This window comes from Microbulbifer epialgicus (assembly GCF_041447265.1).
GTDB lineage: Bacteria > Pseudomonadota > Gammaproteobacteria > Pseudomonadales > Cellvibrionaceae > Microbulbifer > Microbulbifer epialgicus.
Window position 1 is genome coordinate 112,748 of sequence record NZ_JBGMEK010000002.1, and the last position, 17,755, is coordinate 130,502.

Genomic DNA, 17,755 nt, shown 5'->3' on the forward strand with positions numbered 1-17,755 from the left:
TTCACTTTCTATTTTTTTTTTCGGATTGAATGAGTTTAATTGGCTCCTCGCGGACTCCTTTTTTTTGTGCAGCATTAACCCGGGTTAACAGTTCCGATGGCCCAGACTGCAAGCGGATTTCATCCTTAAATCCACAGGAAACACACTCCCGATAATTTTTTCCGTCCTCCTGATAATTCACTATTCTGTCCATTTCACTGCAACGCGGACAGACCGCGCCTGCAATAAAACGTTTTTTTGATGTTTTTTTACCACCGCCTGGATTTTCTGTGTTAATCATGACTACAGCTCAATCTTTCATGATAGGAAAACATATTTAAGCCGGACTAATATTCAGCTCCTGCTGCTCTATACCAGAATGGCGTAGCAGGGCATCGATTTTGGGTTCGCGTCCGCGAAATTCAATAAATAAATCCAACGCGTCGCGACTTCCACCTTGCTCTAAAATACTGTGCAGGAATCGCTCACCGGTAGTAGGGTTAAAAATACCTTCTTCCTCGAATAGAGAAAAGGCATCGGCTGAGAGCACCTCCGCCCACTTATAACTATAATAACCAGCCGCATAGCCCCCGGCAAAAATATGGCTGAAACCATGCTGGAAACGATTTTCCTCGGCCACCGGCACCACCGTCACCTCTGAACGCACTTCATCTAACAGTTGTTGGATCTTAACTGCAGTCATAGGTTCTTCTGTAGAGTGTATGCGGAAATCGAATAGAGCAAATTCCAGCTGACGTACAGTGAACATCGCGGACTGGAAGTTCTTCGCTGCAAGCATTTTATCCAACAGTTCCTGAGGTAGAGGCTCATCCGTTTCAAAGTGTGCAGAAATCATCGCTATTGCCTCTGGCTGCCAACACCAGTTTTCCAGAAACTGGCTGGGCATTTCCACGGCATCCCAGGCAACACCGTTGATGCCGGAAACCGCTGCCACATCAATTTGCGTAAGCATATGGTGCAGGCCGTGGCCGAACTCATGGAACAGCGTGGTTACTTCGTAGTGTGTAAGCAGTGACGGCATATTCCCTGCCGCCGGACTAAAGTTACAGACCAGATAAGCGATCGGTAGTTGCACCCCCCGCTCTGTTTGGCGGCGGGTTGCCACAGTATCCATCCAAGCACCACCGCGTTTTTTCTCCCTGGCAAATGCGTCCAGGTAGAAGCCGGCAATACGCTTACCATCTCTTAATAACCAGAAGAACTGCACATCATCGTGCCAGGTAGTAACTGAAGTATCTTCCTCCACGGTAATTTTGAAAAGCTGTTCCACCACAGCAAACAGTCCATCGACAACCTTGGAGTAGGGGAAGTAAGGGCGCAGCTCTTCCTGGCTAATTGCGTAACGCTGCTGTTTAAGTTTTTCCGCTGCCCAAGCAATATCCCAAGGCTGTAAATCTTCAAGCCCATACTCTTTGCTGGCAAAATCCCGCAACTCAGTCATTTCCACTTCAGCCGCCGCTTTGGCTCTTATCGCCAAATCGTTGAGAAACTCCAACACGCGTTCAGTGTTCGGTGCCATTTTACTGGCCAGCGAAAGCTCTGCGTAGCTGGCCATGCCCAGCAGACTGGCCTGCTCCGCGCGCAGGGCCAAAATTGATTCCATAACCTCAGAGTTATCATACTCACCGGCATTAGGACCCACCTCTGAGGCACGACTGACAAATGCCAGATGGACCTGGCGGCGCAACTCCCGATTTTCCGAGTGAGTCATGATCCCCAGGTAACTGGGCCCCTCCAAGGTAATCAACCATCCATCCAGGTCTTTCCCCTGTGCAGCACTGCGTGCCGCCGCCATTGCGGTTTGCGGTAAGCCCGCTAATTCCGACTCATCTTCAGTGTGCCAAGTCCAAGCATTAGTGGCATCCAACACGTTATTGGCAAATTGGCTGGACAACTCTGCCAGGCGCCGACTGTTAGCGGCGAATTGCTCCCGTGCCTCGCCACTCAGTCCAACTCCGCTCAACTCAAAATCACGTAACCCAAGCTCCACTGACTTCCTGCGTGGCTGCGGCCAATGGTTGAATGCCGGATTTGCTGTCAGCTCCTGATAAACCTCATACAATTCGCGGTTCTGGCCCAACTCTGTCCAGTATGCAGTGACCTGGGCAAGTGCCGCCTCATAGGGTGCCCGCCACTCTCCGCTCAATACGCTGTTTAAGTGGCTCACCGGGGAGAAGGCGCGATTCAATTGGTCCTGGGCCTGCTCCAAGGGCACCAAGGTATTCTCCCAGCCGGGATTCTCTAATCCCTGCTGCAACTGCTCCTGGCAATTTGTGATCAACTCCGAGATTGCCGGCTCAACCTGGTGGGGCTGCAATTGGTCGAACGGAGGAAGAAGTGGAATATTCAGCAGTGGATTGGACATACAAGACCCTGTGCTCGAAATAGGATACCGCTATGATAGAGGATTCATCGTACAGGAGCTTCTTTATGTCCCCATTGCGCAGCCACAGCGACTCTAATCGCGAAAAAGTCCCGCAAATCGGAAATGGTGTTTATATTGATCCGCAGTCGGCTGTGATCGGTGACGTCACCCTCGGGGACGATTGCTCCGTGTGGCCTATGGCCGTTCTGCGCGGCGACATGCATTCTATCCAGATCGGCGCGCGCACCAGTGTACAGGATGGAGCCGTATTACATATCACCCATGCAGGCCCCTTCAACTCTGACGGATGGCCTCTAACTATCGGTGAAGATGTCACTATCGGTCACAAGGCCTGCCTGCATGGCTGCACTATTGGCAGCCGGGTATTAATCGGTATCGGTGCCATCGTACTGGATGGCGCGGTGATCGGGGATGACGTAGTTCTGGCGGCGGGTGCGCTAGTCTCGCCAGGCAAAACCCTGGAAAGTGGCTATCTCTACGTGGGCGCCCCCTGCAGGAAAGCCCGCCCACTGTCCGATCAAGAGAAAGCCTTCTTTCGCTACTCCGCGGAAAACTATGTAAAGCTGAAAAACCAGTACCTAATGCAGGGAACCCCAGCGCCTTTCTAACTTGTCCTTGAACGCAATTTCGCGCAGCCTATTAGCAACTTGACAGCCTTGTCACTTCTCGCCCCGCAGTTAAACCGGACGCATAATAAACGCCTACGGAATAAACTGCATGGCTGCGATCGAAGACGTGGCAGAGCTGGCACAAACTGACTACCGAGCACCACCCCAATACCTGGGTTGCCCGGCAAGCCACACACTTGCTGTTAGAAGACATCCGCCAACTAGAATGGGGTGGAATTGCAGTGCTGAGCTAATGCAGCGTGGCTTTGGCGTTAGTCCTACTCAGTTGATCCGCAATTCAATCTATAAAGAGCCCTCCTGAATGCTCGCATCCGACGTTTTGTATACCTCAAAAGCAGACACTATGGTCGAGGGCAGCGGCGTGTAGTTAAAGGCTCGAGAGGGGTTGTCCAGAATAAACCAATCTGCGGAGGCCACGGCAGCGCCGTTTAACAGGGTGCGATTCTGATTCGGGGAAGTGCCTCGCACAGCAATTTTTTCACCCTCACCAAATTCGCGGGTCACTGATACACCAGTGATACGGGACAGGGAGTCCGCCACATTTTTGTCCGAGAACTTGCCCAAGTCTTCGGCAGTGATGGCATCAACAATGGCGTTGGCACTGCGCTTGGCATTCACGGATTCTGTGATGCTCGCGCGGATTCCGGTGACAGTAACTTCTTCCAAGGCGGGCTGCGCCGGTAACGCTGGGCAGGGTGAGGAGCGCCAGGGCACTGTGCAGAAAGTGGCCTCGACCACCGCTCAGTTCGCGGATACTAGTTTTGACTAGGTTCACTGTAAATCCCTCTGAACGTTATTCTTTTTATGCCCCCTTAATTACCTTACTTCAGGGTGATGACAGCGCTGTCTTCACACATTAGCCATGTGAAATACACTTGTAAACAGCCTGTGAAAAAGCTTTGCCATCAAACCCGGGCCTCTATTCTTATTTCTATGCATCGGTATTTATTTGCCCGAAACAACAAGAAACCCCAATGCCTTAGCGGACGGGTTATTTTTAGTTTGATTATTTACTCAGGTTTCGACGTTAAGGCATTTGAAATTTGCACGGCTTGGCAATATCGAGGCGCAAGCGGAATCCTGAGACTTGGGCTTTTTAAATAAATACTTCAGCCGGTAGTGCTCAGCAACAAAAGGCGATTAAGGCCGGAGAGAACCTGGAGATCGACAGGCGCACCGTGCCAGGTGCGCCTGTCCCTTACCTCGGCTAGTGACGGTGGAAGGCACTGAGTGAGCATGTGGTACACCAAGCAACGGCGAACCACTCTTTGAGTATCAGATGAAAATTCTCGAATATCCCATTTGCTGGGGCGAGGATCTCCGAATGCTGTCGCTCTTTTCTCTGTCTCAATCCGTTATTTTCCCTGCATATGTCGTAGCGCAGAAGCTGCGACAGCGCCGCTGGCACAGGCGAGAAGAATTATCACGGGCGTCATAGAACCCAGCACAACCCCACCGTAATCGTAACCTCGCTGAGGCAGCAGATACAGCAGCATCAGACCAGCAGGTACCAGTGATAGCAGCAGACCGCGCAACAGCCAGGCATTGCGCCACGGCAGTAAAAACAGCAAGCCAAAAAGGCCACCCCACACAACCCGTTGGTACAAATAGGCATTGCTCAGGCGGGGAGCCAGATCCACCCCGAGCCACTGCGTAAAGCCGTAGTGCCCCATAGCCCAGAGGCCTAGCGCATAACAGAGACCGCCAAAACAGCCCACGGCAAAACACAAAGAAAGATTACGCACCAAATCGCGCACAGCTTGTTTCCTCTAGTTCTTGTTGTTATTCAGTTCCTGTCGCAACCGCGCCATCACGGGTGCAATCTGCGGACGCACACCACGCCACAGAAAAAAGGACTCGGCCGCCTGCCCCACCAGCATCCCAAGACCATCCGATGCCTCAACACCCAGGACGTGGGCCCAATGTACAAAGGGAGTGGGACCAGCTGTGTACATCATATCGTAGGCTTTGCCGCCCGCTGTAAAAAGATGTTCTGGCAGGGGGGGCAGTTCATTTTCGAGGCTTGCGGAACTGGCATTGATCACCAGGTCAAAACTACCGCACAGCCCTTCCAGTCCACCCGCACTCAAGGCGCCATAGTGGGAGAATTCATCCGCCAGCTGCTCGGCTTTGGCGGCAGTGCGGTTAGCGACGTGTAGGTGGGCAGGCTGCTCCGCCAAAAGCGGTAATAGAGCCCCACGTGCTGCACCTCCGGCGCCCAGCAGTAGCACACGCTTGTTGCCAATCGGCCAGTCCAGATTGTCGCGAATATCAACCACAAGTCCCGCACCATCGGTATTGTCGCCTAACAGCCGCCCATCCTTCCGGCACATGAGGGTATTCACCGCTCCAGCGATGGCGGCGCGATCAGTGAGTTCGTCGGCCAAGTCACGGGCTTCGAGCTTGAATGGCACCGTGACATTGAGCCCACAGCCGCCCTCACTGAAAAAAGTGCGTACGCTGTCCGCGAACCCATCCAGTGGTGCGAGCAATTTGCTATAGATAAGATCCTCGCCAGTTTGCTCAGCGAAAGCGGTGTGAATTTGTGCGGATAGGGAGTGGGCTATAGGGTTGCCCACAACTGCATAGCGATCACTCATCGTAGCGGTCTCTTGCGCGCCCTCACCGCCTCGCGAATTTTGGCGCTTTCATCAACGATAACCAAGCCATCTATCTTAAGGCCATGGCCCGTTTCAGTAATCAGGTAACGGGTATGAGAGCTGTAAAGCTCAACCGTCTTATCTTCACCCCCTTTGTATAAAAGGGTCCAACGCAAACTTGCCAAGCTACTGTGGCCATTCAGCTCGATAATTTCTGTGACAGTGCCGAGAATCTGACACACTTCCAGACGCCTGTAAGCATTGAGCAGCTTTTCAACCTGCTGCACGAAAGCGCCGCGATCGATAATCAGCTTATTACCGTCTTCACGGTAGTAATGCAGGGGAAAACGGTAGAAGTCGGCAATCTGCTCGGCATCCCCTGTTTCGAAATGACGTCGATAGTCCAGAAATAGTGAATTGATACCTTCCAGTCGTGTTTGCTGCACGACAAACCTCCGTAGTGACAGATCCCCTGGCTATACCCAGTCCCGATGCGGCAGGAAATTCGTGTAGAGCTTTTCTTCTGCGGAGCCCGGCTCGGGGTGCCAATCATATTTCCAGCTCACCACAGAGGGCAGCGACATCAGAATCGACTCGGTGCGCCCGCCGCTCTGCAGGCCAAACAAAGTACCGCGATCGAATACCAGATTAAATTCCACGTAGCGGCCGCGGCGGTACAGTTGGAACTCCCGCTCGCGCTCGCCATAAGAAGTCTCTTTACGCTTTTGTACTATAGGCAGGTAGGCATCCAGATAGCTGTCCCCCACACCGCGCATAAGCGCGAAGGCATTGTCAAAACCGCCCTCGTTAAAATCATCAAAGAACAGGCCGCCCACACCGCGGGCTTCATCGCGGTGCTTTAAGTAAAAGTACTTGTCACACCATTGTTTGAAACGCGGATAGACACCCTCGCCAAATGGCTCGCAGGCCCTCTTGGCCGTGCTGTGCCAATGAACAACATCCTCTTCAAAACCGTAGTAAGGCGTGAGATCGTAACCTCCGCCAAACCACCATATAGGCTCGGCACCGGGTTTCTTGGCGACAAACAGGCGCACATTGGCGTGGCTGGTGGGTACATACGGGTTGCGCGGGTGAATCACCAGGGAAACACCCATGGCCTCAAATGAACAACCGGCCAACTCCGGGCGGCTAGCAGTTGCTGAAGGTGGCAAACCATCACCAAAAACGTGGGAGAAGTTCACTCCGCCCTTCTCTATCAGATTACCGCCCTCCAGCACGCGGGTTCTTCCACCGCCACCGCCGGGCCTCTCCCATGCGTCTTCGTGGAACTCACGGCCATCCTCAGCACCCAGCGCTTCGCAGATGCGATCCTGCAGGCCCAGCAAGTAGGCCTTTACTTCCTTGGTATCTATATCACTCATGGGGAAATACTGCTTTTGCTTGTCAGAAATCAACCGCCCGGACGCATCAACCTTCCGCTGAGCAGGTCGCGGATCTCGCTGGGCGCACTACGGCCACCGGTGGAACCCCCACCGACAAAATCCAGCGCATCGCCGAAGTAACGCAGCACCTGATACTTATGTCGAGCGGGCTGGCACCCCGCTGGATTGGCGGATGTGGATACAATAGCACCGCCAAAGGTGCGTGTTAATGCTGCAGTGAATGAGTGGTCAGTGCAGCGCAAGGCCACTGACGAATGGGCACCACAAACCCAGTAGGGTACGCGGTTCAAATGGGGGACCAGCCAAGTGACGGGGCCAGGCCAAGTATCACTCAGTTGCTGGCGCTGCTCTTCGTTAAGACTCTCGAGCAGTTCACTAAAGCTCTCTTCCTCACCGGAAACCAGGATCAACCCCTTTTCCAGCGGTCGGCTCTTTAGTTGCAACAAACGCCTTACCGCCTGCAAGTTGTTTGGGTCACAGGCGAGTCCCCAAACCGACTCGGTGGGGTGGGCAATAACACCGCCCGCCGCCAGGGCACGGGCGGCCTGTTTTACAGCGAGCGATGAATACGACATAGCAACTTTGCCGTTACTAGGCTTTACGCTGCTGTAGATCTTTTTGCAGCTGCTCATCCTTAGCGATAATCGCTTCGGCATTGGCGCGGCGCTCATCTACCAGCTTCTGGTGCATTTCTGCATCGGAGGAGCCGATAATCTGGGCGGCCAGATAGGCGGCGTTCTTGGCACCGGCTTTGCCGATCGCCACAGTAGCCACAGGAATTCCACCGGGCATTTGTACGGTGGACAGCAGGGCATCCAGGCCATCCAGGGAAGCGTTAATCGGCACACCAATCACCGGCTTCAGGGTAGTAGCGGATACAGCGCCCGCTAAGTGTGCGGCCATGCCTGCGGCACAAATAAAGGCGGCGCAGCCACGCTTGTCGGCGTCAGTTACATAGTTGTGGGTGGCTTCTGGCGTACGGTGGGCGGAAGTGACTTTCACCTCAAAAGGAATGTCAAACTTCTCCAAAACACCAAAGGCGGCTTCCATGACTGGCAGATCGGAGTCAGATCCCATCAGGATTGCTACAAAAGGCTTGCTCATTTCAACTCTCTTTACTGTCGAAGCGGGGGGAAGCGCGGCAATCTAGCCGATTGCGCAGCTGGGTACAAGGTGTAACCGCATTACCCAGCTCCCAGATGCAGCTAAAGCCCAAAAGCGGGAAGGAAAACTCTCAGTTTGCGTGACATAACGCCCAACGCGACACCACCTCAAAACAAAAATATAGATTGACCCGCTGCAATAGATCCGCTCAAAAGGTAAGCAGTAAACCCCTGAAGCAAAAAATCAGGCTGTCTGGGTACAATAGGCTGCTCCCCGGGATGTCAGCTGATAACCGCCGGGAAGTTGCTCTAGTAAACCCTCCAGTTCCATTTGCATCAGCAGGGCTATTAATTCACCCGAACTTTCCCCCGTATCCCGCGCCAATTGCTCAATATTGCGGGGACCGCCCGCCAACATATTTAAAAGAAACTGCTGGTGCTGGTTCAGGGGCACTTCTTGTTCGGTAATATCTGCCGTGGGCTCGGCCAACAAGCCACCCAGCTGTAAAGCCACATCTCCACTGGTTTCCACCAATGTCGCCCCTTCTCTGATTAAATGATGACAGCCTTTAGCCATGGGATTGTGAATTGAACCAGGAATTGCAAATACTTCGCGATTTTGCTCCAAAGCAAGGCGCGCTGTGATTAGGGATCCGGAACGCAGTGCCGCCTCCACTAATAGCACCCCCATGGAGAGCCCACTGATAATACGATTGCGACGCGGGAAGTTTTTAGCTTCAGCACCACTACCAAGAGGCAACTCACTAATAATCGCCCCGCCGCGATCCACAATCTGCCCGGCGAGGGCTTGGTTACGCCTTGGATAAAGGCGATCCACACCGCTACCCAATACCGCAATGGTGGCACCCTCCTCCTGTAGAGCCCCCTGATGCGCCGCTGCATCGACGCCCAATGCGAGCCCGGAAGTAATGGCGAAGCCTGCCCGGGCCAACTCCGCAGCAAAGGAGCGGGCGTTATCCAGGCCGGCAACAGTGGCCCTGCGCGCACCCACAATTGCGACCTGGGGCAAACTGAGACTCTCTCTTCTACCGCGAAGATAGAGAATCGGAGGAGGCCGGGAAATCTCTTTGAGCAGGGCTGGGTAGTCAGTATCGCTACAATATAGAAGCTGTACCCCGCTCTCCGCGCAGCGGGCGTGCTCCTCCTCAACCCAGCCGAGCAGGGCACTCTGCGCCTCCAGGCGAGCAAATTCCCGCCACTGGGACTGGGCCCGGTCAGGTAGCTTGAGTAACAGTGTTTGGGGAAATTGCTGAAGCGCCCGCACAGGGCAAGCGAAGTGCTCAATTAGTTGCCAATAGCGGGCGGGGCCAATCCCCTCAAGGCGCAATAAAGCCATGCTGGCGGTTAACGCATCCATGTGCGGCTCACCATATTTCTGTTTTCGTTACTGAGCGGCGGCCCAAACAGCAAGGTCCGCCGCAGCACTAAAAGGGCAAAACTCTTAAGGGTTACGCACCAGATCCATTACCACAAGGGGGCGCTCCGCATCGAGAATAAGTGCCAAGCTCATTTTCTCAAAAGTGCGGAAAACCATCATCTCTCCGGCACGTTCATCAGGCAACTTCACACTGTCACCGGCAAGGCGATCGCGTACCGTGGAGCCGCGCTTATACACAGCCATGACATTGCCCGGCACTATGCCATCGCGATCTCCCAGGTTAAGGATCACCACATCAAACTTGCCAATCTGAGTAACACCTTCATCCACCCCCACAATCAGGCCATTTACAGGCACAGCTGGCGCACTAGGGTGGAATAAGGCATCGATGGAGCGCTCCTCTACCGGCATCAGGCGGTCTTCCAGGCGAATCTCACGGGCTGTATTGGCCACGCCTAAAGTGGCAACCGAAAAACCGGGCAGGCTATCGGGGTCCAGCTGTAGCAGGTCAACCTCACCGACACCCAGCGCCTGGCGACCGAGGGTTTCATTACTAACGGGATCGACGTAAACCGGGCCGGGGCGATAGAGGCCATAAGAGGCCAGGGGAGCCTCGAATTCACCGCGGGCGTAAATAGTATCGCCAGCACCCATTAAGATATGGTTGTCAGAACCTGACACCACATAAGGCGTACCTTCAAAAGCGTTGGGCTCAACGATGCGGGTGCGCGACAGGAAAGCGTTGATGGCATCCAGGGGAATCGCTGGGATCGCATCTTCGACAGCTTCGCGGCGGATCTGCGGTGCCAGGCGGTTACCGCTTAGCCCCGGCGACAGTTGGTACGATCTTGGGCCACGCTGCAGCTGTAGTTGTGGTTGGCCATCCACATACACCAAGCGCAGGCTATCGCCAGGAAAAATCAGATGTGGATTCTCCACTTGCGGATTCACCTGCCAGATCTCTGGCCAATACCAAGGCTGTACCAGGAATTCGCTGGAGATGTCCCAGAGGGTATCGCCCTTTTGTACGACATAGGCATCCGGATGGCTGGGGTTCAGGCGTACCTGATCCTGCGCTTCGGTGCCAAGGGCAACCGCCAACATTGAGACAGCGGCCAGGATTATTTTTTTCATGGAAGCATTCCTATGCTCTTTATCGCTATAATTCTCAGCGCCGGGCCACCCTCTTGGTGGAGAGTGGCCGGACCCGGGCGCCAGGCGCCAGCGAAAATCAGGGGTCCACTCGGTAAATATTGAGCGCGATCATAATGTTATCAGCGCACGTTCAACGAATACTAGAAGTTTGTCACAGGTGTTATGGCTAAACTCGAGATACTGGAATTTCCCGATCCGCGTCTGCGCGAAGTCGCTAAACCCGTCGCTGAAGTGACCGATGCGCATCGCCAGCTGCTGGACGATATGTTCGAAACCATGTACGACGCTCCCGGCATAGGTTTGGCCGCTATTCAGGTCAATGTACAGGAACGCGTTGTGGTGATAGATATCTCCGAGGACGGCAGTGAACCCCTTGCCTTTATTAATCCGGAGATTGAAGTGCTGGATGAAGAAATCCACCAGTACGACGAAGGCTGCCTGTCGGTCCCAGGTTTCTACGAAACCGTGGAGCGCCCGCGTAAAGTGCGCATAAAAGCCCTGGATCGCAATGGCGAACCTTTCGCCCTTGAGGCTGAGGGATTGCTGGCTGTGTGTATCCAGCACGAAATCGACCATCTGGATGGCAAGCTATTCGTGGATTACATCTCTCCACTCAAGCGCAACCGCATTCGCTCCAAGCTGGAAAAATCCCAGCGCCGACGCGCCTGATGTAGAAAATCGGCCGCCGTTACCCCCGGCGCGCCCTCCACACCCAATCTGAGAGCCAGCCAGTGAATATTATCTTCGCCGGCACGCCGGATTTTGCCGCCGTGCACCTGCAAGCCCTGCTCAACAGCGAGCACAATATTATTGCCGTTTACACCCAGCCAGACAGGCCCGCAGGCCGCGGTAAAAAATTACTGGGCAGTCCAGTCAAGCAACTGGCACTCTCCCACAATATCCCGGTATTCCAACCCCTGAGCCTGCGCGATACCAAAGCCCAGGAAGAACTGGCAGCGCTGAGTGCAGATATTATGGTGGTCGTGGCTTACGGTCTGATCCTGCCCCAGGTAATACTTGATACACCGCGATTCGGCTGCGTCAACGTTCACGCCTCGCTATTACCACGCTGGCGCGGGGCCGCCCCCATACAACGCGCCGTGGAAGCTGGGGATCATGAGAGCGGTGTAGCCATTATGCAAATGGAGGCCGGTCTGGATACTGGCCCTGTACTGGTAGAGCGCCGCTGTACCATTACCGAAGCGGATACTGGTGGCAGCCTGCACGACAAGTTGGCTGAGCTTGGCGGCCCGGCACTGATTGAAGCCCTGGCACAGATGGCCGATGGAAGCGCCCGGCCACAAAGGCAAGATAACGCATTGGCGAATTACGCCAACAAAATCAGTAAAGAAGAGGCACGCATCGATTGGCAGCGCCCCGCAGAGGAGTTACAGCGACAGATCCGCGCATTCAACCCCTTCCCGGTATGCTGGACCACCTATAAGGATAAAAAGGGCGAACAGCGCCTACGTATCTACGGCGCCGCCTTAGAGCACGGCTGCCATAACTACAGTCCGGGCAAGATTATCGCCAGTGACGATGAGGGTATTCTCGTCGCCTGTGGCCGTGAGGCACTACGTCTGCAACTGCTGCAGCTGCCCGGTAAAAAGGCGCTGCCCGCTACCGAAATTTTAAAAGGTTACCGGGAGCAGTTCGCGCCCGATACACAACTGGGATAGCCATGAGTAGAGATGTACGCGCGGAGGCGGCTCGAGTTGTCACTTCCCTGTTAGAAGAACAGGGATCGCTGGCGCGATTGTTACCAAAAGCCGAGGATAAGGTTGAAAAACGCGACCGCGCCCTATTGCGTGAGCTCTGCTATGGCAGCGCACGCTACGCACCGCGCCTGCAACTCATTGCAGCTAAATTACTGCGCAAGAAACCCGGCGATACTCTGGTAAGTGCACTGATTTTGCTGGGCCTGTATCAGCTGGAATATATGCGCATCCCCGATCATGCCGCCATTTCCGCTACAGTAAATGCCGCGCGCAGTCTCGGCCTCGATCGAGCCACCGGTGTCATTAATGGTGTATTGCGCAATGCCCTGCGCAATAGCGAGCAATTGCAGCGTAAACTATCCGGTAACCCCCAGTTCAGCTCCATACACCCAGCGTGGCTGCAGCAGCGCATCAAGGCCGCCTGGCCACATCAGGCGTCAGAGGTTTTTCGCGCCAATAACGCCAATCCGCCCATGACCCTGAGGGTAAACACCTCCAGGATTTCCCGTGCGGGCTACTTGCAGCAACTTAATGAAACAGGCCTGTCCGCCGAACCCTGTGCCATATCGCCGGTCGGCATCACTCTGATCAAACCGGTAGCGGTGGACGCCCTGCCGGGCTTCACCAAAGGGTTGGTGAGTGTGCAGGATGAATCTGCACAGCTGGCAGCCTTGCTGCTGGCTCCACAGGCAGGCGAACGAGTACTGGACGCCTGCGCGGCACCAGGCGGCAAGAGCTGCCATCTGCTGGAAGAACAACCTGCCATCGAATTAAGCGCATTGGATATCGAGGAAAATCGTCTTGATCGTGTGCAGGAAAACCTCGACCGTTGCGGACTGAGTGCGCAATTGATCTGCGCTGATGCAGCCGCACCCGAGGCCTGGTGGGATGGCCAACAATATGATCGCATCCTGCTTGACGCACCCTGCTCCGCCACTGGTGTCATCCGTCGCAACCCGGACATCAAGCTATTGCGACGCGACGAGGATATTCACGAACTGTCCCAACTGCAGGGTGAAATATTGCGTGCCACCTGGACACTGCTGAAACCCGGTGGCAGCCTGGTTTACGCCACCTGCTCAGTGTTACCCGCTGAAAACAGTGAAGTTGTCGCTACCTTCATTGCGGAGACCGAGGATGCGAGCGACAATACTCCCGAACTGCTAGACGGCAAGTCCTGGGGAGAAAAACAGCCTGTGGGTATGCAAAGGTTACCTCAGACCGGTGGCGGTGACGGTTTCTACTACGCTCTGCTGAGCAAAGCCGAATAACAGCGGCGCGAGCTGCGAGTCTCAACCGATATGAAAATTGTCATTCTCGGTGCCGGCCAGGTGGGCGGCTCACTGGCTGAGGCCCTGGCCTCCGAGCGCAATGATATTGTCCTGGTCGACAGCGACGAGAAAACCCTGCGTGAATTGCGAGATCGTATCGATATTTTCGTGGTGATAGGCCATGCCTCGCACCCGGATGTATTGATGGAAGCAGGTATCGAGGATGCCGATATCCTGGTGGCGGTAACCAACAACGATGAAACTAATATGGCAGCCTGCCAAATTGCCCACTCGTTGTTCCGCGTACCCACCAAAATCGCGCGGGTACGTGCCTCCTCTTACCTGCAATACCCCGAACTGTTCGATAATCAAGCCATTCCCATCGATGTCCTGATTAGCCCCGAACAACTGGTATCGGAATATATTGCACGCCTGATGGAACACCCTGGCGCCCTACAGGTACTGGATTTCGCCGACGGGCGTGTTCAGCTGGTCACCGTACTGGCGGTACAGGGCGGCCCTCTGGTAGGGCATCAATTGCGCTATCTGCGCGAGCATATGCCCAAGGTGGACACCCGCGTGGCGGCCATCTACCGGCGCAATCGCCCTATTATTCCCCAGGGCGATACCGTTATCGAAGCCGGAGACGAGGTATTTTTTATCGCTGCACGTGCCGATATCCGCGCAGTGATGAGCGAGTTGCGCCGCCTCGAGCACGGCTATAAACGGGTGATAATCGCCGGTGGCGGCAATATCGGTCTGCGTCTCGCCAACAAGCTGGAGAACCGCTACTCGGTCAAGATTATTGAGCGGAGTCACGAGCGCTGCGTATTTTTATCCGAAGAACTTTCCCACACCATTGTCCTGCACGGCAGCGCCTCTGATCAGGAATTACTTTTAGAGGAAAATATCGAGGACACCGATGTGTTCCTCGCACTCACTAACGATGACGAGGCTAATATCATGTCATCGCTGCTGGCCAAGCGCCTGGGTGCGCGTAAAGTCATGACCCTGATCAACAACCGAGCTTATGTCGACTTGGTGCAGGGCGGCGAGATTGATATTGCAATTTCCCCGCAGCAAAACACCATTGGCAGCCTGCTTACCCATGTGCGTCGTGGAGATATGGTCAATGTACACTCCCTGCGCCGCGGCGCTGCCGAGGCTATCGAAGTCGTGGCACACGGTGACGAACGCACCTCCAAGGTAGTAGGAAAAAAGATCGAGGATATCGATTTGCCCGAGGGAGCGTCTATCGGCGCTATTGTGCGCGAGACAGAAAATGGCAGCGAAGTATTGATGGCCCATGACGATGTAGTTGTGCAGAGTGACGATCACGTGATTGTATTCCTGGTGGATCGCCGCCAGACACGCCATGTTGAACAGCTGTTCCAAGTGGGTTTCGGCTTTTTTTAAAATCTAGATCTTATTTATAACTCCGGCGATCACTATCTCCGCCGTCCAGATAAAGTAACTTCAGATAACAGGCTGATAGGCGCCAATGCGAATTGCGGTAATTGCGCGAGTTTTTGGAATTCTCCTGACGGTGTTCAGCCTGACGCTGCTGCCGCCGATCGCCGTATCCTTATGGTATGACGACGACACACACAGCGCCTTTGTCGCCGCTTTTGCAATTACTCTGATTACTGGCCTGTTTATGTGGCTGCCCGTGCATGACCTGCGCCAGGATCTGCGCACCCGCGACGGCTTTGTGGTGACTTCGCTGTTCTGGTTGATTCTCGGTAGCTTCGGCGCCCTACCCTTTATTATCAGTCCCCAACCGGATTTAAGTATTACCGACTCCATATTTGAATCCATCTCGGGACTCACCACCACCGGTGCTACGGTAATTACCGGCTTGGACTCTCTGCCTCCGGCGATCCTTTACTACCGTCAACAACTACAGTGGTTTGGCGGTATTGGCGTAATTGTAATCGCGCTGGCGATCTTGCCCATGCTCGGTATTGGTGGCATGCAGCTCTACAAAGCGGAAATTCCCGGACCGGTGAAAGACACCAAATTAACACCGCGTATCGCCGAGACGGCGCGAGCGTTGATCGTGATTTATGTGATCCTCACTATCCTGTGTGGTATCGGTTACTGGTGGGCCGGCATGACCGTTTTCGACGCCGTTGGTCATGCTTTTTCAACCGTGGCCAACGGCGGTTTCTCTACGCACGATGCCAGTATGGGCTTCTACGCGCACAACCGTGCGATTATGGTGATCTGCATCTTGTTTATGTTCACTGCGGCGATCAACTTCGGACTGCATTTTTACGCTTTCCGCAATAAAACCATCAAGCACTACTGGCGCGATTCCGAATTTCGTTTCTACGTAATGCTAATTCTTGGCGCTGGACTGCTGATCAGCTGCTACCTGTGGATATTAAATATTTTCTCCCCCGGCAACAGCCTTTTACATGGTTTTTTCCAAGTAGTTTCCATCAGCACTACCGCGGGCTTCGCCTCTGAGAATTTTTCTGCATGGCCCGTATTTCTACCTTATGCGCTATTGCTGCTGGGTATTCTGGGTGCCTGTGCCGGCTCCACCTCCGGTGGTATCAAGGTAGTGCGCGGTATGTTGATTTTGAAATCCGGCCTGCGCGAGCTAAACCGACTTGTGCACGCCAACGCGGTAATCCCGATTAAGATTAACCGCAAGATTGTGCCGAACCGGATAACAGACGCGGTATGGGGATTTTTCGCCGTCTATGTACTGTCGTTTTTTATTCTCTCCATTATTGTGATCGCTACCGGCGAGGATTTTGTCACCGCAGTTACCACCGTCGCATCCTGCCTCAGCAATATCGGCCCGGCCCTGGGAGATGCGGCCTCCCATTATGGCGCAGTCAATGAAGTGGCCAAGTGGTTCCTGATACTGGCTATGCTGATGGGACGCCTGGAAATTTTCACTCTGCTTGTATTGCTTACCCCGGCATTTTGGCGCCACTAAAGTACCAGTTGTTCCTAGTAACGATATCGAATAGCAATATTTTTTAGTTTCTGTCAAAGTTGTCTTCTACAGGAAGTAACCAATAAGAACATGGCTGTATGAGCAGAAACACCAGTGAGCTGCTCGGTCAGTTAAAAATTGACCGGGATACGGTTTCCGAAACACCTTCAACGCCTCGTAAAACCCTATTGGCGGCCTCTATTGGTACCATCGCCGGTGTGGTTATCGGTTTTACCGGTGCCACCCTGATGGCCGACGATCAACCCACTGTCGAGCCTGAGCAGGTAGTGTCCATTACAACACCTGTTGCCGTCACCAGCGAGCGTGCTGAGACCGTGCTCAACGCCTCTGGTTATATCACCGCCCGCCGTATGGCCACCGTTTCCGCTGAAGTCATGGGCCTGATCAGTACCGTGGATGTGGAAGAGGGCATGCAGGTACAACAAGGACAGGTCTTGGCGCGTCTGGACGATGCCAAGGCGCGAGTGAGCCTGGATTTTGCCCAGGCACAAATCCAGGTATTGCAAGCACAGGAAGCCAGTATTCATGCCCGGCTCAAGGAGGCGGAACGGCAGTACCGACGCTTTGCCGGGTTGCGTGATAAAAATTATTCCAGCAAAGCGCAGCTGACCCAGAGTGAGTCCAGCGTGGAAAGCCTGAAGGCAGATCTGAAGAGTGCACGCGCTAATATAGAAGTGGCCAAACTGGAAGCCGAGCGTCAGCGAGAGCGACTGGAGGATCATATTATCCGCGCCCCCTTCGCTGGCATAGTCACCCAAAAAAATGCGCAACCCGGCGAGATTGTCGCACCCAGTTCCGCCGGCGGCGGCTTTACCCGCACCGGTATCTGCACCATTGTGGATATGAACTCCCTGGAAATAGAGGTGGATGTTAACGAAGCTTTTATCGGCCGGGTTTCCGCCGGACAAAAAGTCAGTGCCAACCTCGATGCCTATCCTGAGTGGGATATTCCAGCCACAGTGGTCGCCATTATTCCAACTGCCGATCGTGCCAAGGCCACTGTGCGTGTACGAATCAGTATTGATAATAAAGATCCGCGTATTCTGCCGGATATGGGGATAAAAGTGGGATTTCTCGCCGAAGAGGAGGCTTCTCTCTAGCGGCACAGACTACAGCA

At 54.2% G+C, this 17,755-nt stretch carries 18 protein-coding genes and 1 pseudogene; 8 read left to right on the forward strand and 11 right to left on the reverse strand.

Features of this window, described 5'->3' with window-relative positions; all coding sequences use genetic code 11:
* Position 1: 1 nt before the first annotated feature.
* Together ACCI49_RS01855 and ACCI49_RS01860 are read right to left on the reverse strand one after the other, a co-directional pair.
* Positions 2 to 280: a YheV family putative zinc ribbon protein gene (locus ACCI49_RS01855; protein ID WP_371837266.1), complete on the reverse strand. Its 279-nt coding sequence runs from the start codon at positions 278 to 280 to the stop codon at positions 2 to 4.
* 36 nt (positions 281 to 316) lie between these two features.
* Entirely contained in the window at positions 317 to 2,365 is a 2,049-nt protein-coding gene (locus tag ACCI49_RS01860; protein WP_371837267.1) for a M3 family metallopeptidase, read from the reverse strand.
* A gap of 65 nt (positions 2,366 to 2,430) precedes the next feature.
* Here ACCI49_RS01860 and ACCI49_RS01865 point away from each other — a divergent pair, with 65 nt between their 5' ends.
* Complete coding sequence (locus ACCI49_RS01865; RefSeq protein ID WP_371837268.1) at positions 2,431 to 2,994, forward strand: gamma carbonic anhydrase family protein; 564 nt, start codon at positions 2,431 to 2,433, stop codon at positions 2,992 to 2,994.
* A gap of 109 nt (positions 2,995 to 3,103) precedes the next feature.
* Positions 3,104 to 3,316, forward strand: a complete 213-nt coding sequence (locus tag ACCI49_RS01870) for a hypothetical protein (RefSeq protein WP_371837269.1) — start codon at positions 3,104 to 3,106, stop codon at positions 3,314 to 3,316.
* Here the strand turns inward: ACCI49_RS01870 and ACCI49_RS01875 are convergent.
* From ACCI49_RS01875 to ACCI49_RS01915, 9 genes and pseudogenes are all read right to left on the reverse strand, one after another.
* Positions 3,301 to 3,678: pseudogene (locus ACCI49_RS01875) on the reverse strand (TonB-dependent receptor plug domain-containing protein); the annotation flags it as partial. The gene ACCI49_RS01870 and the pseudogene ACCI49_RS01875 overlap by 16 nt on opposite strands.
* A 692-nt stretch (positions 3,679 to 4,370) precedes the next feature.
* A complete protein-coding gene (locus ACCI49_RS01880; protein ID WP_371837270.1) occupies positions 4,371 to 4,772 on the reverse strand; it encodes a hypothetical protein in 402 nt (133 codons plus the stop codon).
* Between the two features lie 12 nt (positions 4,773 to 4,784).
* A complete protein-coding gene (aroE, locus tag ACCI49_RS01885; RefSeq protein WP_371837271.1) occupies positions 4,785 to 5,615 on the reverse strand; it encodes a shikimate dehydrogenase in 831 nt (276 codons plus the stop codon).
* A complete protein-coding gene (locus ACCI49_RS01890; RefSeq protein ID WP_371837272.1) occupies positions 5,612 to 6,061 on the reverse strand; it encodes a DUF6841 family protein in 450 nt (149 codons plus the stop codon). Before ACCI49_RS01890 ends, aroE begins: the two co-directional genes overlap by 4 nt.
* Positions 6,062 to 6,091: 30 nt before the next feature.
* Positions 6,092 to 6,997, reverse strand: a complete 906-nt coding sequence (gene hemF, locus ACCI49_RS01895; RefSeq protein WP_371837273.1) for an oxygen-dependent coproporphyrinogen oxidase — start codon at positions 6,995 to 6,997, stop codon at positions 6,092 to 6,094.
* Positions 6,998 to 7,026: 29 nt separating this feature from the next.
* Positions 7,027 to 7,593 carry an L-threonylcarbamoyladenylate synthase type 1 TsaC gene (gene tsaC, locus ACCI49_RS01900; protein WP_371837274.1) on the reverse strand — a complete coding sequence of 189 codons (567 nt, stop codon included), beginning with the start codon at positions 7,591 to 7,593 and terminating at the stop codon, positions 7,027 to 7,029.
* Between the two features lie 16 nt (positions 7,594 to 7,609).
* A complete protein-coding gene (gene purE, locus ACCI49_RS01905; protein WP_371837275.1) occupies positions 7,610 to 8,122 on the reverse strand; it encodes a 5-(carboxyamino)imidazole ribonucleotide mutase in 513 nt (170 codons plus the stop codon).
* A 243-nt stretch (positions 8,123 to 8,365) separates the two neighbouring features.
* Complete coding sequence (gene dprA / locus ACCI49_RS01910) at positions 8,366 to 9,499, reverse strand: DNA-processing protein DprA (RefSeq protein WP_371837276.1); 1,134 nt, start codon at positions 9,497 to 9,499, stop codon at positions 8,366 to 8,368.
* A gap of 84 nt (positions 9,500 to 9,583) precedes the next feature.
* Positions 9,584 to 10,654, reverse strand: coding sequence for a LysM peptidoglycan-binding domain-containing protein (locus tag ACCI49_RS01915; RefSeq protein WP_371837277.1), 1,071 nt, complete (start codon positions 10,652 to 10,654; stop codon positions 9,584 to 9,586).
* 183 nt (positions 10,655 to 10,837) lie between these two features.
* On the opposite strand from ACCI49_RS01915, the gene def reads away from it, so the two are divergent.
* From def to ACCI49_RS01945, 6 genes are all read left to right on the forward strand, one after another.
* A complete protein-coding gene (gene def / locus ACCI49_RS01920) occupies positions 10,838 to 11,344 on the forward strand; it encodes a peptide deformylase (protein WP_371837278.1) in 507 nt (168 codons plus the stop codon).
* Positions 11,345 to 11,406: 62 nt separating this feature from the next.
* Positions 11,407 to 12,354 (forward strand): methionyl-tRNA formyltransferase, encoded by a 948-nt coding sequence (gene fmt, locus ACCI49_RS01925; RefSeq protein WP_371837279.1) that lies wholly within the window; start codon positions 11,407 to 11,409, stop codon positions 12,352 to 12,354.
* A 2-nt stretch (positions 12,355 to 12,356) separates the two neighbouring features.
* Entirely contained in the window at positions 12,357 to 13,664 is a 1,308-nt protein-coding gene (gene rsmB, locus ACCI49_RS01930) for a 16S rRNA (cytosine(967)-C(5))-methyltransferase RsmB (protein WP_371837280.1), read from the forward strand.
* A 30-nt stretch (positions 13,665 to 13,694) separates the two neighbouring features.
* On the forward strand, positions 13,695 to 15,080 hold the full coding sequence (trkA, locus tag ACCI49_RS01935) for a Trk system potassium transporter TrkA (protein WP_371837281.1): 1,386 nt from the start codon (positions 13,695 to 13,697) through the stop codon (positions 15,078 to 15,080).
* A gap of 85 nt (positions 15,081 to 15,165) precedes the next feature.
* Entirely contained in the window at positions 15,166 to 16,617 is a 1,452-nt protein-coding gene (locus tag ACCI49_RS01940) for a TrkH family potassium uptake protein (protein ID WP_371837282.1), read from the forward strand.
* A gap of 98 nt (positions 16,618 to 16,715) precedes the next feature.
* Complete coding sequence (locus ACCI49_RS01945; RefSeq protein WP_371837283.1) at positions 16,716 to 17,738, forward strand: efflux RND transporter periplasmic adaptor subunit; 1,023 nt, start codon at positions 16,716 to 16,718, stop codon at positions 17,736 to 17,738.
* Positions 17,739 to 17,755: the final 17 nt, after the last annotated feature.

Coding starts and splice junctions, on each gene's coding strand:
- ACCI49_RS01855 (WP_371837266.1), bottom strand. CDS start 280: ATGATTAACACAGAAAATCCAGGCGGTGGTAAAAAAACATCAAAAAAA.
- ACCI49_RS01860 (WP_371837267.1), bottom strand. CDS start 2,365: ATGTCCAATCCACTGCTGAATATTCCACTTCTTCCTCCGTTCGACCAA.
- ACCI49_RS01865 (WP_371837268.1), top strand. CDS start 2,431: ATGTCCCCATTGCGCAGCCACAGCGACTCTAATCGCGAAAAAGTCCCG.
- ACCI49_RS01870 (WP_371837269.1), top strand. CDS start 3,104: ATGGCTGCGATCGAAGACGTGGCAGAGCTGGCACAAACTGACTACCGA.
- aroE (WP_371837271.1), bottom strand. CDS start 5,615: ATGAGTGATCGCTATGCAGTTGTGGGCAACCCTATAGCCCACTCCCTA.
- hemF (WP_371837273.1), bottom strand. CDS start 6,997: ATGAGTGATATAGATACCAAGGAAGTAAAGGCCTACTTGCTGGGCCTG.
- tsaC (WP_371837274.1), bottom strand. CDS start 7,593: ATGTCGTATTCATCGCTCGCTGTAAAACAGGCCGCCCGTGCCCTGGCG.
- purE (WP_371837275.1), bottom strand. CDS start 8,122: ATGAGCAAGCCTTTTGTAGCAATCCTGATGGGATCTGACTCCGATCTG.
- dprA (WP_371837276.1), bottom strand. CDS start 9,499: ATGGATGCGTTAACCGCCAGCATGGCTTTATTGCGCCTTGAGGGGATT.
- ACCI49_RS01915 (WP_371837277.1), bottom strand. CDS start 10,654: ATGAAAAAAATAATCCTGGCCGCTGTCTCAATGTTGGCGGTTGCCCTT.
- def (WP_371837278.1), top strand. CDS start 10,838: ATGGCTAAACTCGAGATACTGGAATTTCCCGATCCGCGTCTGCGCGAA.
- rsmB (WP_371837280.1), top strand. CDS start 12,357: ATGAGTAGAGATGTACGCGCGGAGGCGGCTCGAGTTGTCACTTCCCTG.
- trkA (WP_371837281.1), top strand. CDS start 13,695: ATGAAAATTGTCATTCTCGGTGCCGGCCAGGTGGGCGGCTCACTGGCT.
- ACCI49_RS01940 (WP_371837282.1), top strand. CDS start 15,166: ATGCGAATTGCGGTAATTGCGCGAGTTTTTGGAATTCTCCTGACGGTG.
- ACCI49_RS01945 (WP_371837283.1), top strand. CDS start 16,716: ATGAGCAGAAACACCAGTGAGCTGCTCGGTCAGTTAAAAATTGACCGG.